20 protein-coding genes are annotated in these 16,172 nt (G+C 60.6%); 9 read left to right on the top strand and 11 right to left on the bottom strand.

Going from position 1 to position 16,172, the window contains the following annotated elements; all coding sequences use genetic code 11:
* Positions 1-303: 303 nt before the first annotated feature.
* Positions 304-774: a methylated-DNA--[protein]-cysteine S-methyltransferase gene (locus RGV33_RS10150; protein WP_322144149.1), complete on the top strand. Its 471-nt coding sequence runs from the start codon at positions 304-306 to the stop codon at positions 772-774.
* 105 nt (positions 775-879) lie between these two features.
* Here RGV33_RS10150 and RGV33_RS10145 read toward each other — a convergent pair whose 3' ends face one another.
* The 4 genes from RGV33_RS10145 to RGV33_RS10130 form a co-directional block, all read right to left on the bottom strand.
* A complete protein-coding gene (locus tag RGV33_RS10145) occupies positions 880-1,071 on the bottom strand; it encodes a PLDc N-terminal domain-containing protein (RefSeq protein ID WP_010176042.1) in 192 nt (63 codons plus the stop codon).
* A gap of 68 nt (positions 1,072-1,139) precedes the next feature.
* A complete protein-coding gene (locus RGV33_RS10140) occupies positions 1,140-1,670 on the bottom strand; it encodes a hypothetical protein (RefSeq protein WP_322144148.1) in 531 nt (176 codons plus the stop codon).
* 41 nt (positions 1,671-1,711) lie between these two features.
* Positions 1,712-2,227, bottom strand: coding sequence for an ankyrin repeat domain-containing protein (locus RGV33_RS10135; RefSeq protein ID WP_322144147.1), 516 nt, complete (start codon positions 2,225-2,227; stop codon positions 1,712-1,714).
* A 96-nt stretch (positions 2,228-2,323) separates the two neighbouring features.
* Complete coding sequence (locus RGV33_RS10130; RefSeq protein ID WP_322144146.1) at positions 2,324-4,150, bottom strand: long-chain-acyl-CoA synthetase; 1,827 nt, start codon at positions 4,148-4,150, stop codon at positions 2,324-2,326.
* A 397-nt stretch (positions 4,151-4,547) separates the two neighbouring features.
* On the opposite strand from RGV33_RS10130, the gene RGV33_RS10125 reads away from it, so the two are divergent.
* Positions 4,548-4,826, top strand: a complete 279-nt coding sequence (locus tag RGV33_RS10125) for a DUF3509 domain-containing protein (RefSeq protein ID WP_322144145.1) — start codon at positions 4,548-4,550, stop codon at positions 4,824-4,826.
* Positions 4,827-4,879: 53 nt separating this feature from the next.
* Here the strand turns inward: RGV33_RS10125 and RGV33_RS10120 are convergent, their stop codons facing one another.
* From RGV33_RS10120 to aroC, 4 genes are all read right to left on the bottom strand, one after another.
* Positions 4,880-5,164: a helix-turn-helix transcriptional regulator gene (locus RGV33_RS10120; protein WP_322144144.1), complete on the bottom strand. Its 285-nt coding sequence runs from the start codon at positions 5,162-5,164 to the stop codon at positions 4,880-4,882.
* A gap of 233 nt (positions 5,165-5,397) precedes the next feature.
* Positions 5,398-5,943, bottom strand: a complete 546-nt coding sequence (locus tag RGV33_RS10115; protein ID WP_322144143.1) for an acireductone dioxygenase — start codon at positions 5,941-5,943, stop codon at positions 5,398-5,400.
* 28 nt (positions 5,944-5,971) lie between these two features.
* Positions 5,972-7,123 carry an MFS transporter gene (locus RGV33_RS10110; protein WP_322148648.1) on the bottom strand — a complete coding sequence of 384 codons (1,152 nt, stop codon included), beginning with the start codon at positions 7,121-7,123 and terminating at the stop codon, positions 5,972-5,974.
* Positions 7,124-7,271: 148 nt separating this feature from the next.
* Positions 7,272-8,363, bottom strand: a complete 1,092-nt coding sequence (aroC, locus tag RGV33_RS10105; RefSeq protein WP_322144142.1) for a chorismate synthase — start codon at positions 8,361-8,363, stop codon at positions 7,272-7,274.
* A 143-nt stretch (positions 8,364-8,506) separates the two neighbouring features.
* Between aroC and RGV33_RS10100 the strand changes: the two genes are divergently transcribed.
* Together RGV33_RS10100 and RGV33_RS10095 are read left to right on the top strand one after the other, a co-directional pair.
* Entirely contained in the window at positions 8,507-9,469 is a 963-nt protein-coding gene (locus RGV33_RS10100) for an alpha/beta hydrolase (protein ID WP_322144141.1), read from the top strand.
* A 100-nt stretch (positions 9,470-9,569) separates the two neighbouring features.
* Positions 9,570-10,373 carry a hypothetical protein gene (locus RGV33_RS10095; RefSeq protein ID WP_322144140.1) on the top strand — a complete coding sequence of 268 codons (804 nt, stop codon included), beginning with the start codon at positions 9,570-9,572 and terminating at the stop codon, positions 10,371-10,373.
* A 137-nt stretch (positions 10,374-10,510) separates the two neighbouring features.
* Here RGV33_RS10095 and prmB read toward each other — a convergent pair whose 3' ends face one another.
* Positions 10,511-11,419 (bottom strand): 50S ribosomal protein L3 N(5)-glutamine methyltransferase, encoded by a 909-nt coding sequence (gene prmB, locus RGV33_RS10090; protein ID WP_322144139.1) that lies wholly within the window; start codon positions 11,417-11,419, stop codon positions 10,511-10,513.
* Positions 11,420-11,659: 240 nt separating this feature from the next.
* Between prmB and RGV33_RS10085 the strand changes: the two genes are divergently transcribed.
* From RGV33_RS10085 to RGV33_RS10065, 5 genes are all read left to right on the top strand, one after another.
* A complete protein-coding gene (locus tag RGV33_RS10085; protein WP_322144138.1) occupies positions 11,660-12,250 on the top strand; it encodes a cysteine hydrolase family protein in 591 nt (196 codons plus the stop codon).
* A 130-nt stretch (positions 12,251-12,380) separates the two neighbouring features.
* Positions 12,381-12,701: a hypothetical protein gene (locus RGV33_RS10080; protein ID WP_322144137.1), complete on the top strand. Its 321-nt coding sequence runs from the start codon at positions 12,381-12,383 to the stop codon at positions 12,699-12,701.
* Between the two features lie 75 nt (positions 12,702-12,776).
* On the top strand, positions 12,777-13,334 hold the full coding sequence (locus RGV33_RS10075; RefSeq protein WP_010176067.1) for a Smr/MutS family protein: 558 nt from the start codon (positions 12,777-12,779) through the stop codon (positions 13,332-13,334).
* Between the two features lie 79 nt (positions 13,335-13,413).
* On the top strand, positions 13,414-13,959 hold the full coding sequence (folE, locus tag RGV33_RS10070) for a GTP cyclohydrolase I FolE (protein WP_011062625.1): 546 nt from the start codon (positions 13,414-13,416) through the stop codon (positions 13,957-13,959).
* Positions 13,960-14,061: 102 nt separating this feature from the next.
* Entirely contained in the window at positions 14,062-14,433 is a 372-nt protein-coding gene (locus RGV33_RS10065) for a glutathione S-transferase N-terminal domain-containing protein (protein ID WP_322144136.1), read from the top strand.
* A 95-nt stretch (positions 14,434-14,528) separates the two neighbouring features.
* Here the strand turns inward: RGV33_RS10065 and RGV33_RS10060 are convergent, their stop codons facing one another.
* Together RGV33_RS10060 and RGV33_RS10055 are read right to left on the bottom strand one after the other, a co-directional pair.
* Positions 14,529-14,843: a hypothetical protein gene (locus RGV33_RS10060; protein ID WP_322144135.1), complete on the bottom strand. Its 315-nt coding sequence runs from the start codon at positions 14,841-14,843 to the stop codon at positions 14,529-14,531.
* Positions 14,840-16,171, bottom strand: coding sequence for an acyclic terpene utilization AtuA family protein (locus RGV33_RS10055; RefSeq protein ID WP_322144134.1), 1,332 nt, complete (start codon positions 16,169-16,171; stop codon positions 14,840-14,842). Before RGV33_RS10055 ends, RGV33_RS10060 begins: the two co-directional genes overlap by 4 nt.
* Between the last annotated feature and the right edge of the window lies 1 nt (position 16,172).

The raw sequence follows: 16,172 nt of genomic DNA, 5'->3' as shown, positions 1-16,172 counted from the left end.
TGGAAGTTTAAGTTGCGAATGAATACGGCGGCGTACTGCCCTCGCCCAGTAAGATGGGGTAGGCCGTTAACGCGATGGCGCAAATGGTGCCCGATCAACGCCGGCAACGCCATTGATTACTCAATCCGGCCAGTGTTTGAGACTCGTCTTAGAGCATCCGGCAGGAAAAATAGCCGGCGAATTGTCTTGGATGGAATGTGAAAATTTTGTGCAGCGAATATCTCGACACACAAAAAACAGCCGAGATTGTAGTGAGCAACTTGGGGCCGTATCTTGGCCATCTGCCTTTTTGGATTGCCCATGATGTTTTATTGCTACCATCCAAGCCCCCTCGGGCCGCTGTTGCTCGCGGCCGATGAACAAGGTCTGCGCCTGTTATATATGGACGTGCATCAATGCCCGGTGCAGGCAGATTGGGCGCTGGCAACTAACGAGTTGGATGCAGCAAGATGGCAACTGGATGAGTATTTTGCACGCAAGCGCGAAGTGTTTGATCTAACGCTGGCGCCGGTGGGCACGGCCTTCCAGCAGCAAGTGTGGCAGGCGTTGTTGCAGATTCCCTATGGGCGTACCTGGACTTACGCTGAACAGGCACAACACCTGGAAAATCCCAAGGCAATTCGCGCGGTGGGCACGGCCAATGGCGCCAACCCGATTTCCATCATCATTCCCTGTCACCGTGTGGTGGGCAGCGATGGAACACTGGTGGGGTTTGGCGGCGGGATCGAGAACAAGGTGAAGTTGCTGGAGCTGGAAGGCAGCTGGTTGATCTAGTAACCGTAGCAGCTGTCGAGCCTGAGCGAGGCTGCGTTCGCGGTGTGCCTGACACACCGCAGACGCAGCCTCGCTCGGGCTCGACAGCTGCTACGTCGCAGATCTTCAGATGCGCACGTTGCCGCGCGGCCCGGCGATCGCCCAGATGATCAAGCCCAACACCGGCAGCAGCAGGATCAACAGGATCCACAGCACCTTGGCGCCGGTACCCGCGCCGCTTTTGAACACGTTGATGATCGCCCAGATATCCAACGCAAGGATGATCAACCCGATCAAGCCATTAAAAGTGGAACCCATGGTGTCGCTCCTAAGTGAGGGCATGCCTGCTTAGGATAGTCAGCCGTGGCCAGGGGTTCCGTTTTATTTCAGACGTGGACCGCAACCCGCAGGGCTTCCAGGGACGGTTCGCCCTTGATCCCGACTTCGGCACACAACGCCAGCACCCGCGGCACGTCGTTGCCGTAGACCAGCACGGCCTGGATCTCGTCGTCCATCGGTTGGCTGAGGTTGACCAGCACATAGCCACCATTTTCCGGGTTGAGCGCGCTCATCTGGATCTGGATGCGGTTCAGCGCGGTCAGGGCTTCGGTCTTGGCCAACTGCTTGGGCTTGAGGTTGAACGCCACGCCGGGGCCGAACGAGGCAACGATCTGGGCGAACAGGTCCTGGTAGGTATCAGCCTGGAACAGCACCGTTTCGGGCAGGCTGCCGACGACGATCCACTCGCCCAACGGAATCGGGAAAGTGTCGTCGTAGTTGATGTCGGGGTTGGCGGCCAGGAACGCTTGCGGATCGGCGTAGGCCTGGGCCGCTTCGTCAGCCACCTTGGCGATCTCGGGTTCGCTCATGCAGCCGGAGCTGATTTTGCTGATGAGTTCGACGAGTGCGGTTTTCATGGGGTGGTCCTGTGGCGGGGCTGATTTGGAGGGCGCAAAGCCTACACCAGTTTTTGCAACTGCGCCGCCGTATCCACTGCGCCCATGGTGTGCGCCGCCGCCAGCGCGGTCACGCCCTGGGCATCGGTGGCCCTGGGGTTGGCGCCCTGACTGAGCAGGTAGTCCACCATCTCGGTGCGGTTGAACATCGCCGCCATCATCAACGCCGTGCGGCCATCCGATGACGCGCCTTCGACCAACGCCCCACCTTCGATCAACGCCTTGACCACTGCAAGGTTGCCCTTGAACGCCGCGCCGGCAATCGGCAGCTGGTTCTTGTCATTGGCGATCTGTGGGTCGGCCTTGAACTCCAGCAGCACTTTTACTGCGTCCGCGTGGCCGTGGTAGGCGGACAGCATCAACAGCGTATCGCCATTGTGGTTACGCAGGTTTGGCGGCAAACCCTTGGCCAGCAGTGCAGCCAGCATCGCGGCATCACCCTTGCGCGCCACGTCGAACACCTGCTCGGCAAATTCGGCGGCTTCGTCTTCGGTCATTTGTTTGGCTTGGTCTGACATGTGGGGCTCCTTGTCTGGTGCTTCTTAAGGTGCCCAGTCTCGCGACGGAGTTCCCCACTGTCATGCCTTTTTTCCCAAAAGCTGCGATAGGCAGAATCAATAACGAAACTTGCCCGCCTGGATTTGCTCCAGCAGTTGCCCGGTGACGGGCACGTAGCTGTCAGATCCCGGCAGCCATGCAAAGATCGGATCATCCCCGGCCTTGATCGGGTCGAACGCTTCCTCCTTGAGTTTCACCTTCTGGTATTTGAAGGTGCCCGTGGTTTCCATCTTCACCTTGATCCGCAGGAACAACGGCACTGCATACGCGGGCAACTGCCCATGGGCAAACCGCAACAACTCACGCATATCCAAAGCGGCCAGGGATTCAGCTGGCGTGATAGCTGCCATACCGGCGCGGCCATTGGTGTTTTCGATCTCGACGCCGTAGGCCACCACTTCGCAGATCTGTGGGTGCTGCAATAGGATGTTTTCGACTTCAGTGGTGGAAACGTTTTCACCTTTCCAGCGGTAGGTATCCCCCAGCCGGTCAACGAATTGGGCATGGCCAAACCCGATGTTGCGCAACAGGTCGCCGGTATTGAAGTAGCGGTCACCCTTCTCGAACACATCGCTGTACACCACCTTGCGGTTCTTCTCGGGGTCGGTGTAGCCGTCGAATGGTGCCTTGGCATCGATCCTTGCCAAGAGCAGCCCTTGGCCACCCTTTGACACTTCGCGCATAAAGCCGTCGGTGCCGCGAATCGGCTCACAGCTGTCGTGGCTGTAGTCCACCAGCGCCCAGTGCATCAGGGAAAAACCGATGGTGTTGTCGAAATTCAACACGTTGGTGAAGCCAATATTGCCGTCACTGGCGGCGTACAGCTCACAGATGTGGTCCACACCAAAGCGCTGCTTGAACTCGGCCCAGACACCGGGGCGCAGGCCATTGCCGATCATCTTGGTCACCCGGTTATTCCGGTCCTGCCCGTGCGCCGGCTGGTCGACCAGGTAGCGGCACAGCTCGCCGACATACCCCAGGGTGGTGGCATTGAAGCGGCGCACATCGTCCCAGAATTGGCTGGCACTGAACTTGCGGCGAATGGCAAACCCCGATGCGCCGACAATCGCCGCCCCCCAGCACACGCACAGGCCGGTGGCGTGGTACAGCGGCAAGGTGCAATAGACGACATCCTCGGGGCCCATATCCAGGGCGATGGTGCCGAAGCTGGCGGAGGTTCTCATCCAGCGTCCGTGCTTGAAAATCCCGGCCTTGGGCAAGCCGGTGGTGCCGGAGGTGTAGATATAGAAGCAGGGGTCGTTGAAGTAGATCTGCCGGCTGCTGGCGGGGTTTTCCATCGGGCAATCGGCACTGGCGGCCATCAGGTCCACGTAGCCCGGCGGCACGTCGGCATGCGGCTGGTCGGCAATAAACCAGGTTTTATTCGCGTCGATCGCCACTTGAAGGCGAACGGCCTCGTGGGCGGCCACCAACTCGGCGCCCACCACAATGGCCACCGGCGTTACCAGGTTGAGGCTGTGTATCAGCGCAGCCTGGGTTTGCGAGGTATTGAGCATCGCGCAAATGCCCCCCAGCTTGGCCACGGCCAGCACGCAGAGCAGCAACTCGGGGCGGTTTTCGATAAACAACGCCACCACGTCGCCCTTGCGGATGCCCTGCTGCTGCAGGTAATGGGCCATGCGGTTTGCTTGCTGGTTGGCCTGGCGGTAACTGAACACGGTGTCGCCGTACAGCAGCGCGGCGCCATCCGGGTTGCGCAAGGCGGCTTGTTCGAACGTCCAGGCAAGCCCGCAAGGCTGGGCGGGGTCAGTGACGTTGGCGGCGCGCATCCCGCGCACCAGTCGAGGCAGGGCACGGACAATGGTGGGCACCTTACGCAGCATCATGCTCCAGGTGATCATGTCACTTGACGGGTGATTCATGGCGGGAACGTCCTTTTTCTTATTGTTCGTATGATCCTCAAGCACCCTTTGCGCCGTAAGACCGACGCTGAATGCCTTGCAGGAAAATACGCCAGCCATTCTGCGGCTGTACACGCAGGATTTGAAAAGTTTTGTATCCTGCAGGGAAACGGAATTTCCCGGCCCGTTACGCGGTCAGTATGGAAGACCTGCCTCGCCTGCCAGCGGCGAAACACGTGGCAAAACCCCGCAAAATGCAGGATGCACGATGGCCATTCATGCAAATTGCACGAAACTGAAAATCTCGTAAATTTTCAAGCTGTTGATTTATAAGGTTTTTTTAACAGCACCAGTACTGGCACAATCACTGCAACCATCACTCCACGCTGCAAAACATGAGCTAACGGAGCTGATAGACATGAGCCTGATCCAAGACAAATTTTCTTCTGTGTTCTCCCATTTCGACGTCACCACTCAGGCCCGTCCTGATGGCGGCATCCTGCTGACCTTGCGCAACAGCGAAGGCAAGCAGATCAAGCGTTCGATCTCTTATCAGCAACTGCACACCGCCGACCAACTTACTTGGGTGATTAGCGCGATTCGCCGCGACCTGGCTGAACAAGCCAGCGACCTGCCGCAAATTTCGATGCTGCAAAGCCAGAACCGCTTTGCCCTGCCGACTTACCATTCGGCTTGAATGTGATGCAGGACCCGAACAGGTCGTGGTGCCGTTGTGCACCACGGCCTTTTTTATTCGCACAAACCCTGTTTTACCGCCTCGTTCGCGGCCTGGACCCGGTTAGTTACCTGTAACTTCCCATAGATGTTACGCAGGTGAAACTTAACCGTCGCCTCTGAGATCGAGCGGATTTTGCTGATCTCCCAGACCGTCTTGCCTTCGACTGCCCAGCGCAGAATCTCCCGCTCCTTTGGGGTCAGCGGCTTACCGGCCAGCCTCGCACGCGAATTGCTTCGGCCAGCGGGTACGTGATCAGTTTTCGTGGCCGGTTGTTCCAGTAGCTCTGGACCGCTCATGCAGGCCTCTCTCTTCCGTAGGTCTTGTAACGCCTGAAGTCGGATTACTCCTATTGACAGGCGAATAAATATTGAGACCCGGGAGAGTTACACAAAGAGTGGAAACATTAAGTAAGGGCAACGATAAACAGCTATTGCCCACACACTTAAAAGCTTCTTCCTACAACGATTTCCAATACGTCTGAGTTGACCTTTAAAAAAGCCTTATATTCAGAAGGCCTGGTCGGGCGAGCTTAGTCTTCCAGCCGGGGGAACCCCTCGGCAATCGCGTCACCAGTCAAGTTAACCGCCAACCCTTGCGGGCTGTTGAACAAGCGGATCGCCACAAAGTGCGGGTTCTCCCCCATATCAAACCAGTGTGCAATACCAGCGGGCACTGAGATCAGGTCGTTTTTTTCGCAGAACACGCCGTACACATAGTCATCGATGTGCAAGGTGAACAGCCCACGGCCCGCGACGAAAAAACGTACGTGGTCATGAGCCATACGGTGTTCATCGAGCCGCTCGGCGCGCAATTCGGCTTTCTGTGGGTGATCGTTGCCGACGCTGATCACGTCGACGTTGGTGTAACCGCGCTCGGTCATCAGCTTGTCGATGGGCGCCTGATAGGCAGCGATGATCTGCACATCGCTGGCACCCGCTTCAAGCCGGTTAGCGGCTTGCCAACGGTCGAAGCCCACGCCCAGCTCGGCCAGGGTCGAGGCGATATCGTCCTGGTGAGTCAGGACCTTGTTCGGGGTATCGGGAGTGGACACATGGTAAACCGCGAGATAGCTCATCAAACTCTTCCTCTTTCACGGAAGCGGCTCATGGCCGCTCCTCTTGCAATCGAATGCCTATGATTATGGCGGCGGCCAGGGCCGCGAGGCTGGCGATACTGAAGGTCAGGGTCGGCCCCAGCAGGTTCCAGCTGTAGCCTGAATAAAGTGCGCCCAGCGCGCCGCCGGTACCGGCCAGTGCGGCATACAGTGCCTGGCCCTGGCCTTGCTGGCGAGCACCGAAGCTGCGTTGCACGAACTGGATCGCCGCCGCGTGAAAACTGCCAAAGGTCGCGGCGTGCATCACCTGCGCCAACAACAGCACCCAGAAGAATTCAGCGAACGAACCCAGCAACAACCAGCGCAGCGCCGCCAGCAGGAAACTCGCCATCAGCACCCGGCGTACCGAAAAACGCGTGAGAATCCGGCTCATGCCCAGGAACATCAAGACTTCCGCCACTACGCCCAGAGCCCATAGCATGCCGATTACACCACGGCTGTAACCCAGGTGTTCAAGGTGCAAGGTGAGGAAGGTGTAGTAAGGGCCGTGGCTCATTTGCATCAGCGCCACACAGGCATAAAACGCCAGCACCCCGGGGCTGCGCAGTTGTCGCAAGAAGCCGTCACCGGCCAGGCGGTTGCCCTGGGTCAGCGGCTGCGCATTCGGCACCCACAGGCTGGCGCCGATGATGCCGGCCATGATCACCACGACTACCACCGGGTAGATGTCCAGGTTCAGCCATTCGAACAGCCGGCCCATGATCACCACGGTAAGGATAAAACCGATGGAACCCCATAGCCGCACCTGGCTGTAGCGCGAGGTCTGGCCCTGCAGATGCGCGAGGGTGATGACTTCAAACTGCGGCAGCACCGCGTGCCAGAAGAACGCATGCAGGGCCATGACCAGCGCCAGCCAGGCGTAGGTCTTGCTGACGAAAATCAGCGAGAAACTCGCCAGGGTGCACACTGCGCCAAAGCGCACGATGGCCAGGCGCCGGCCGGTGTAATCCCCCAGCCAGCCCCACAGGTTGGGCGCCACGCAGCGCATCAGCATGGGGATGGCCACCAGCTCGCCAATGCGCGCGCTGGAGAACCCCAGGTGGTCGAAGTACAGCGCCAGGAATGGCGCCGTCGCCCCCAGCAGGGCGAAATAGAACAGGTAGAAGCTGGAGAGTCGCCAGTACGGGAGGGCTTCCGTCACCATAAGTGGCTTGTGGCGAGCGAGCTTGCTCGCGCCGGGTCGCGAAGCGCCCCCAATAGCAGCAACGCATTTCTCCAGTTAATGCAGGGTTGCAGGTCTTGGGGCCGCTTCGCAGCCCAGCGCGAGCAAGCTCGCTCACCACATACCGTCATAGCTGGCGCAACACCGGCGTACTGACCTTTACATCGGCGTTCTGCCCGCGATGGCGCAGCAGGTGGTCCATCAACACGATGGCCATCATTGCCTCGGCAATCGGCGTGGCACGGATGCCCACGCACGGGTCGTGACGGCCCTTGGTGATCACGTCCACCGGGTTGCCGTGCACGTCAATCGAACGGCCCGGCGTGGTGATGCTGGACGTCGGCTTGAGTGCCAGGTGCGCAACAATCGGCTGGCCGGAGGAGATACCACCGAGAATGCCGCCGGCGTTGTTGCTGAGGAAACCTTCCGGGGTCATCTCGTCACGGTGCTCGGTGCCGCGCTGGGCAACACAGGCGAAACCGGCGCCGATTTCCACACCCTTGACCGCATTGATGCTCATCAGCGCGTGGGCCAGCTCGGCATCGAGGCGGTCGAAGATCGGCTCGCCAAGGCCCGGCATTACGCCTTCGGCAACCACGGTGATCTTGGCGCCAACGGAGTCCTGGTCGCGGCGCAACTGGTCCATGTAGGCTTCCAGTTCCGGCACCTTGTCCGGGTCGGGGCAGAAGAAGGCGTTGTCTTCGACGCTGTCCCAGGTCTTGAACGGGATTTCGATCGGGCCCAGCTGGCTCATGTAGCCACGGATCACGATGCCCTGGGTCGCCAGGAATTTTTTCGCGATTGCGCCAGCCGCCACGCGCATCGCGGTTTCCCGCGCCGAACTGCGGCCGCCGCCGCGATAGTCGCGCTCGCCGTATTTGTGGTGGTAGGTGTAGTCGGCGTGGGCCGGGCGGAACAGGTCCTTGATCGCCGAGTAGTCCTTGGACTTCTGGTCGGTATTGCGAATCAGCAGGCCGATGGCGCAGCCGGTGGTGCGGCCTTCGAACACGCCGGAAAGGATTTCGACTTCGTCGGCTTCCTGGCGCTGCGTGGTGTGGCGGCTGGTGCCGGGCTTGCGGCGGTCGAGGTCACGCTGCAGGTCTTCCAGGGACAACTCGAGGCCCGGTGGGCAGCCGTCGACAATGGCGACCAACGCCGGGCCATGGCTTTCGCCCGCGGTGGTAACAGTGAACAGCTTGCCGTAGGTATTGCCGGACATGCAGGGCGCTCCGTGAAATCAGTTGAATCAAGTCAACCGTAATAACTTAAGGCGGCCAGTATACGCAGGCTAACCGACTAGATCATCATCGAAACCTTACCGGTAGACGTTGGTCCAACCGGCACCTCCCCGATGATGGCGCGATGATGCTGCGAGTTCTGCTTTTGACCCTTACCCTGTTTTCCAGCCTTGGCTTCGCCGCCTCGCCTGTCGTGCTGCAACGGCCCATCAGCCTGGACACCGGCAGCGGCGAGCTGTTTGGCTCGTTGCTGTTGCCCAAATCCGACAAGCCGGTGCCGGTGGTGCTGATCATTCCCGGCTCCGGGCCTACCGACCGCAACGGCAACAGCGCCGACGGCGCTCGCAACGACAGCCTCAAGCGCCTGGCCTGGGTACTGGCCAGGCACAACATCGCCAGCGTGCGCTACGACAAGCGCGGCGTGGCCGCGAGCCTTGCCGCCACCCCCGATGAACGCAACCTGACCCTGGACGCCTACGTGTCCGACGCCGTGGCCTGGGGCAAATTGCTCAAGGCCGACCCGCGCATGGGCCCGCTGATCGTGTTGGGCCACAGCGAAGGCGCACTGGTGGCCGCCCTCGCCGCCCCGCAGTTGAACCCGGCCGGGGTGATTTCCCTGTCGGGCAGCGCGCGCCCCGTAGACCAGGTGATCCGCCAGCAACTGGCCGACCACATGCCACCCGCCCTGTTACTGCGCAGCAACCAGATTCTCGACCACCTCAAGGCCGGCCAGGTGGACGCCGATGTGCCCGCGCCGCTCGAGGGCATTTTCCGTCCCAGCGTGCAGCCTTACCTGATCAGCCTGTTTCGCGCCGACCCTTCGGCGGCATTTGCCAAGCTGACCATGCCGGCGCTGATCGTCCAGGGCACCAACGACCTGCAAGTCGGCGTGGCCGATGCGCAACAACTGCAGAAGGCCAAACCCGATGCCGAACTGACGGTGATCGAGGGCATGAACCACGTGATGCGGATCGTGCCCAACGACGTGAAGCAACAATTGGAGTCTTACAACGACCCGCAGTTGCCGCTCGCGGCTGAACTGGGCACGCGCCTGGTTCGCTTTATCGACGGACTTCGCGCCAGTTAAGCGAGTATTGCCCCTCCAGTCCTGAGTAAAACGGCCGATAAGCCTTGGGTCGACAGCAAAAAGCCTGTCGGCCCGCAGAGCTTGGACAGGATCGCGCCGAATGACGAACACCGAAGCAACACCCGAATCTACCGCCGAAACCACGACTGACACCGAGGCCGCTGCCTCGGCCGCATTGCCGTGGGCGGAGGTACAGGCCGAACATTTCAAGATGCTGCGCCTGGCGCCTTTGGCCACCGACCGTGCCACGGGCGTGCGGCCGCTGCGCTTTGTGCAATTTGGCTGGGCCGAACGCAACGACAAGAACCACAGCCTGCTGCGCATGGTCATTCAATTGCCAGGCCAGCGGGTGCGCCGGGAACAGAACCACCTGGATATCTGGGTCGACCACGCCACCCACCGGGTGCATTTTGGCCCGGGCAACAGCCTGGAGATCGAACCGGCGAACCGCGGCATCGGCCGTTTCCTGGTGGCCCAGGGCGCTGCCTGGGCGAAAAAGAAGTGGTCGCACTATCGCGTCGACGGCGTAGACCTGGCCAACAAGGACGCGCTCAACGAAGCCACGCGCCTGCGTCGGGATCACTTCCTGCGTATCCAGGGGTTTGATGTGGCCTATGCCGATGTCCAGCATTTGAAGGGCAACGTGCAACCGGGCAAAGTCAGCGATGTACTGGACAGCTGGAACACCGAGAAGCTGCAGTTCGTGGAGATCCTGGAGGCGGCGCAGATGCTGCAACAGGCCGAACAGAATCTTGCAGAGCACGAAGTGAAGCTGCGCAAGGAAGAAGAAAAGGTCACCAAGTTCAAGCGCGAAGACAGCGGGTTGCGCTTCACGATTACCTGCCTGGTGGCATTTACGGTGTTTCAGGCGGGGTTGTTGATCTGGATTGCGACGCACCGGTAATCCTTCTGCAGAAACCGGATACAAATGTGGGAGCTGGCTTGCCTGCGATAGCAGTGTACCAGCCAGCATCCCCGGCAATGACACTGCGCTATCGCAGGCAAGCCAGCTCCCACACTGACCGCATTCCTGCCGTTAGATCAGACCCTGGCGGCAAACACCGCCTGATGCGCCCGGCACTGCTCGGCCGTGAGCATGAACACGCCGTGCCCACCGCGCTGGAAGTCCAGCCAGGCAAAGTCCACTTCCGGGTACAACGCCTCGACGTGAACCTGGCTGTTGCCCACCTCGACAATCAACAAGCCCTTGTCGGTCAAATGATCCGCCGCCTCGGCGAGCATCCGCCGAACCAGGTTCAAACCGTCATCCCCGCAGGCCAGGCCCAGCTCCGGCTCGTGCTGGTATTCATCCGGCATGTCGGCAAAGTCTTCGGCATCGACATACGGCGGGTTGGACACGATCAGGTCAAAACGCTGGCCCGGCAAACCATCAAATCCATCGCCCTGGACGGTGTACACTCGCTCATCGACGCCATGGCGCTCGATGTTCTGGTTGGCCACCTCCAGCGCTTCAAACGACAGGTCACCGAGTACCACTTCGGCGTCCTGGAACTCGTAGGCGCACGCAATACCGATGCAACCGGAGCCGGTGCACAGGTCCAGGATGCGCGCCGGCGGTGTACCCAACCACGGTTCGAAGCGGTTTTCGATCAGTTCGCCAATCGGTGAGCGTGGGATCAGCACGCGCTCATCGACGATAAACGACATGCCGCAGAACCAGGCTTCCTTCAACAGGTACGCGGTAGGCACGCGCTCATGGATACGGCGGTGCAGCAACCGTTGCACGTGGGAGATTTCCTCTTCTTCGAGGTTGCAATCCAGGTAGCTGTCGGCAATTTCCCATGGCAGGTGCAGGGCGCCGAGCACCAATTGCCGGGCTTCGTCCCAGGCGTTGTCGGTACCGTGGCCGAAAAACAGGTCTTCCCCATGGAAACGGCTGACGGCCCAACGGATATGGTCGCGCAAGGTGCGCAGGCGAGAAGTGATCACGGGGGCAAGCTCCTGGAAAAAACGACCGGCGATTCTAACAGCCTTAAGCTGTACCGACGATGTACGAAAAAACCCTTTGCCGCACGTCGGATTTCATCTTAAACGCGCTTTTTAACCAAACGTAGTGCCCTATTGACATCGCTACACGCCAACAACGGCGTACCTTACGATGGTAGCGATTCACAGAAGCGCCCAGCCAGAGGACAATGTCACAAAAGCCCCACTCACAGGAGCCCCAGAATGTCCGTTCCAAAGACGATGTTTCAACTCAGCGGTCGTGGTTACGCAGCGGCGAACCTGAACCATGCGACCCTCGTGATCATCGACGCCCAGAAGGAATACCTCAGTGGCCCCCTCGCCCTCTCGGGCATGGACACTGCTGTCGAAAACATCAAGCAACTGGCCGCTGCCGCGCGCAACGCCGGGCGCCCGATCGTGCATGTGCGCCACTTGGGCACGGTCGGCGGGTTGTTTGACCCGCAGGGCGAACGCGGTGAATTCATTCCAGGCCTTGAGCCCCACGCCGACGAGACCATCATCGGCAAGCTGCTGCCCAGCGCGTTCCACGGTACGGGCCTTGAGAAGCACCTGCAGGATCTCGGTTCCCTGGACCTGATCGTCTGCGGCTTCATGAGCCACTCCAGCGTCAGCACCACCGTTCGCGCGGCGAAGAACCTCGGTTTTCGTTGCACCCTGGTGGAAGACGCCTGCGCTACCCGCGACCTGCCTTACAAAGGCGGCATCCTCAGCGCCGACCACGTGCAGCAGACCGAAATGGCCATCATGGCTGACAACTTCGCCACCCTCGCCTTGACCAAAGATCTGATCTGATCGACCTTCGATGAGCGGGTAGCCGCCCGCTCATCCGCAAAAACCTGTCATTTGCTGCAATTGCCTCTGTACCCGGAACAACCTGTGTATCTTCCGGTCGAAGGGCCGATACCCTGGAGGAAAGGTCGGAATGAAGATATCCGATGGTTTTGATGCTCGTCGCTTGCGCCCCAAGGGCCCGAGCAACTGGCGTCTGCGCATCGGCGCCGGCTTTGCCGCGCTGTTGGCAATATGTGGCGTACTACTGGCAATTGCTGGCGGCGCTGGTTTGGTTGGGCACTCACCGGCCCTGGGCGAGCTGAATGCCAGCCCTGGCGGTTCTGCAATACTCTTGGTCATCGGCCTGCTGGTGCTGTGGTTTGGCGTATGGCTGTGGCGCCGTTGCCGTCGGCGCATGCGCCAACCGCTGTCACTGAACATCGCCTCGCACCTGATGAAAAAGCACGACTGATGGCGTACAGATAGCGTTTGTTGCGCATCAAGCCGCCGCGATTAGGTAAACTGCCCGCCCTTCGCGGAGGCTGACATGCAAGACGACGATTTTTCCCTGTTCAAGAACGAGCTGCGCGGCGTCAAGCCGATCAAGCACGATCGCGCCGAAACCGGCAAACCCAAGACCGACCGCGCCCAGATCGCCAAGCTGCGCCAGGCGGCAACCGTGCGTACGGATGCCACCACGGTGGACGGCCTGTCGGATCAATTCGTTATCGATGTAGGCCCCGAAGACGAATTGATGTGGGCCCGCGACGGCGTGCAGGAAAGCCAGATGCGCAAGCTCAAGGTCGGCCAGATCCCGTTCGAGGGCAGCCTTGACCTGCACGGCATGACCGTCGAAAAAGCCCGCGAAACCCTCTGGGCGTTCCTCGCCGAAGCCACCAAATTTGAAATCCGCTGCGTGCGCGTCACCCATGGCAAGGCCGTGCGCCTGGACGGCAAGCGGCCGATGATCAAAAGCCACGTCAACACCTGGTTGCGCCAGCATTCCCAGGTGCTGGGGTTTACCTCGTGCCAGCCACGCCACGGCGGCGCTGGCGCGGTGTATGTGATGCTCAAGCGCACCATGATGGAAGGCCGCGACGAGTGACAAGTGCCATCGTCAGGCTTGCAGCGCGGTGTCGGCCACCGTACCCTTGCCCTTTGCGAAAATCCCACTAGGTAGTTTCATGTCCCTGGAACAGAATTACACCGCGATTCTCGGCCAACTCGGCGAGGACGTTTCCCGCGAGGGCCTGCTCGACACGCCAAAACGTGCCGCCAAGGCCATGCAGTACCTTTGCCGCGGTTATGCACAGACCCTCGAAGAAGTCACCAACGGTGCCTTGTTCAGCTCTGACAACAGCGAAATGGTGCTGGTCAAGGACATCGAGTTGTACTCGCTGTGCGAACACCACCTGCTGCCGTTTATCGGCAAGGCTCACGTCGCCTATATCCCGAGCGGCAAAGTGCTGGGCCTGTCGAAGGTTGCACGTATCGTCGATATGTATGCCCGTCGCCTGCAGATCCAGGAAAACCTCAGCCGCCAGATCGCCGACGCGGTCCAGCAGGTCACCGGCGCCCTGGGCGTTGCGGTGGTGATCGAGGCCAAGCACATGTGCATGATGATGCGCGGCGTAGAGAAGCAGAATTCGTCGATGATTACGTCGGTGATGCTGGGTGAGTTCCGCGAAAACGCGGCGACCCGCAGCGAGTTTCTCAGTCTGATCAAGTAATGCGCTACATCGGAAAAACCGGCGTTCATCGCCGGTTTTTTTTCGCCGGTGAAAAATCAGGTAAGCTGCGGCCCCTTAAGTCCAGGGCAAGAGGTTTATACCGTGTTCGTTAAAGCGCTTCGAGTAGGCCTCGGCCAGATCATCATCTTCGGCGACTTCATCACCCGCCCGCGCAAGCAACAACGCCCGGCGAGCGCCCAGGCCCAGGTCGATCAATCAGCCAGGGATCTTACCCTGTATCAGTTCCACGCCTGCCCGTTCTGCGTGAAGACCCGCCGCACCCTGCGCCGCCTGAACGTGCCGGTGGCCTTGAAGGATGCGAAGAACAACGAGCAGGACCGCCAGACCCTGCTGGAGCAAGGCGGCAAGATCAAGGTGCCGTGCCTGCGCATTGAAGAGAATGGCCAGACCACCTGGATGTACGACTCCAAGGTGATCATCGATTACCTCGACAAGCGGTTTGCAGCGGTCTGAAACCCGCCCTGCCCTTTGTAGGAGCTGGCTTGCCAGCGATGAGGCCGGCGGGTTCTGCACACATCTTCAGGCCGCTATCGCCGGCAAGCCGGCTCCTACAGGTTGATGTGCAAATCCAGTAATGCAGAGCCCAGGCACTTGCCATGGGCGTCCAGTGCCAGCGACCGCGTCACCCCGCCCCGCAAGATCCCCGGCAACACGAAGTTAAGGGCCTGCACATTGGGCAGCTCATAACGCCGCACCTCTGCCGCGCCCGCCTCCAGCAACGGCGCAAAAAACGCCGCTACTACCTCAGCCGTGAGTTGTTCGCAGAGCAGCGGATAATCCTCGGCCCGATACGCAATGATCGAGATGTTCGAGGTGTCGCCCTTGTCTCCCGTTCGGGAGTGGGCCAGGGTATGGAGCTTCATGACTCGATCCTCGGTTTGACCGCGCTACGGGGCAGCAATAACGACGCCACCGCCACCACCTGGCGCAGACTTTTGCTGGCGCCGCCACCGCCCGACGGGCCGTTGGTGTAAAGGGTTTCTACTTCATTGCCGACGCGTACCGCCTCGCTGCGCTCTTCGCAGCGGGCGGCAATGCGCAGGCGTACTTCCCAGGGCTCAACAGTGCTGCGCTGGCCGTGCAGTGAGTCCATGCCGATCAATTCGGCGCGTACGTCCTGCAGGCGTACACCGGTCAACTCCAGGCGCTTGAGCACCACGTCGCGCGCCAGTTGTGCACGGGCGACCGCGCCTGGGCCGCCGTAGGAAATCTGCCCCTCGCCGATCCAACCATCCAGATACCCGACACTGACCTTCAGCTGTTCGGGCCGTGGACGTCCGCTTGCGCCATGGGCTCGCACCCGGTCCACGGCCTCTTCGGTAAACGCTACTTGGGAGAAGTCCGCGCACACGTCCGGCGTGAGGTACGCCGCCGGGTCGTGCACTTCGTAGATCAATTGTTCGGTGCAGGTCGCCCGACTGACCCGCCCACCGGAACCGGCGACCTTGGTGATCAAGGCTTCACCGTTGGCATCAATCTCGGCCAGCGGAAACCCCAGGCGCGCCAGGTCGTCCACGTCCTTGAAGCCAGGATCGGCAAAGTAACCGCCGCTGACCTGTCCCGCACACTCCAGCAAGTGCCCCACCAGCGTACCGCGCCCCAGGCGCTGCCAGTCATCAAAGGCCCAGCCAAATTCAAACATCTGCGGCGCCAGGAACAACGACGGGTCTGCCACCCGGCCGGTGATTACCACGTCGGCGTCAGCGCGCAAGGCATCGATAATGCCCTCGGCGCCCAGGTAGGCATTCGCGGAAATCAGCCGGTCGCCCAATGAGCCGAGGGTGTGGCCGTTGTCGAGCAACAGCTCTGGCTGGGCCCGCAACGTCTCCAGCACGTCATCGCCCACCACCGCCAGCACCTTGAGGTTAAGCCCCAGCTCACTGGCGACCCGCCGCACTTCAAGCGCCGCCGCCACCGGATTGGCCGCGCCCATATTGGTGATCACCCGCAAGCGCCGGCGCCCCTCAGGCTGGCCGACAAAGGGCAGCACGCGGCGCATGCGCTCACTCAACAGCGGGTCGTAACCGCCTTGTGGGTCGCTGATGCGTGCCTGTTGCGCCAGGGCGATGGTGCGCTCTGCCAGGCATTCGAAGACCAGGTAATCCAGGTCGCCGTGTTCGGCCAATTCCACCGCAGGTTCAATACGGTCGCCGGAGTAGCCGGCACCGGAACCGATACGCAAGGTTTTCATG

The organism is Pseudomonas sp. Bout1 (assembly GCF_034314165.1).
Lineage (GTDB): Bacteria > Pseudomonadota > Gammaproteobacteria > Pseudomonadales > Pseudomonadaceae > Aquipseudomonas.
The sequence above is the reverse complement of the archived record's forward strand: the minus strand, read 5'-3'. Positions and strand labels throughout refer to the sequence as shown.

What these genes read in the sequence shown, in the direction of transcription:
- RGV33_RS10150 (WP_322144149.1), top strand. Translation starts at nt 304, where the DNA reads ATGTTTTATTGCTACCATCCAAGCCCCCTCGGGCCGCTGTTGCTCGCG.
- RGV33_RS10145 (WP_010176042.1), bottom strand. Translation starts at nt 1,071, where the DNA reads ATGGGTTCCACTTTTAATGGCTTGATCGGGTTGATCATCCTTGCGTTG.
- RGV33_RS10140 (WP_322144148.1), bottom strand. Translation starts at nt 1,670, where the DNA reads ATGAAAACCGCACTCGTCGAACTCATCAGCAAAATCAGCTCCGGCTGC.
- RGV33_RS10135 (WP_322144147.1), bottom strand. Translation starts at nt 2,227, where the DNA reads ATGTCAGACCAAGCCAAACAAATGACCGAAGACGAAGCCGCCGAATTT.
- RGV33_RS10130 (WP_322144146.1), bottom strand. Translation starts at nt 4,150, where the DNA reads ATGAATCACCCGTCAAGTGACATGATCACCTGGAGCATGATGCTGCGT.
- RGV33_RS10125 (WP_322144145.1), top strand. Translation starts at nt 4,548, where the DNA reads ATGAGCCTGATCCAAGACAAATTTTCTTCTGTGTTCTCCCATTTCGAC.
- RGV33_RS10120 (WP_322144144.1), bottom strand. Translation starts at nt 5,164, where the DNA reads ATGAGCGGTCCAGAGCTACTGGAACAACCGGCCACGAAAACTGATCAC.
- RGV33_RS10115 (WP_322144143.1), bottom strand. Translation starts at nt 5,943, where the DNA reads ATGAGCTATCTCGCGGTTTACCATGTGTCCACTCCCGATACCCCGAAC.
- aroC (WP_322144142.1), bottom strand. Translation starts at nt 8,363, where the DNA reads ATGTCCGGCAATACCTACGGCAAGCTGTTCACTGTTACCACCGCGGGC.
- RGV33_RS10100 (WP_322144141.1), top strand. Translation starts at nt 8,507, where the DNA reads ATGATGCTGCGAGTTCTGCTTTTGACCCTTACCCTGTTTTCCAGCCTT.
- RGV33_RS10095 (WP_322144140.1), top strand. Translation starts at nt 9,570, where the DNA reads ATGACGAACACCGAAGCAACACCCGAATCTACCGCCGAAACCACGACT.
- RGV33_RS10085 (WP_322144138.1), top strand. Translation starts at nt 11,660, where the DNA reads ATGTCCGTTCCAAAGACGATGTTTCAACTCAGCGGTCGTGGTTACGCA.
- RGV33_RS10080 (WP_322144137.1), top strand. Translation starts at nt 12,381, where the DNA reads ATGAAGATATCCGATGGTTTTGATGCTCGTCGCTTGCGCCCCAAGGGC.
- RGV33_RS10075 (WP_010176067.1), top strand. Translation starts at nt 12,777, where the DNA reads ATGCAAGACGACGATTTTTCCCTGTTCAAGAACGAGCTGCGCGGCGTC.
- folE (WP_011062625.1), top strand. Translation starts at nt 13,414, where the DNA reads ATGTCCCTGGAACAGAATTACACCGCGATTCTCGGCCAACTCGGCGAG.
- RGV33_RS10060 (WP_322144135.1), bottom strand. Translation starts at nt 14,843, where the DNA reads ATGAAGCTCCATACCCTGGCCCACTCCCGAACGGGAGACAAGGGCGAC.
- RGV33_RS10055 (WP_322144134.1), bottom strand. Translation starts at nt 16,171, where the DNA reads ATGAAAACCTTGCGTATCGGTTCCGGTGCCGGCTACTCCGGCGACCGT.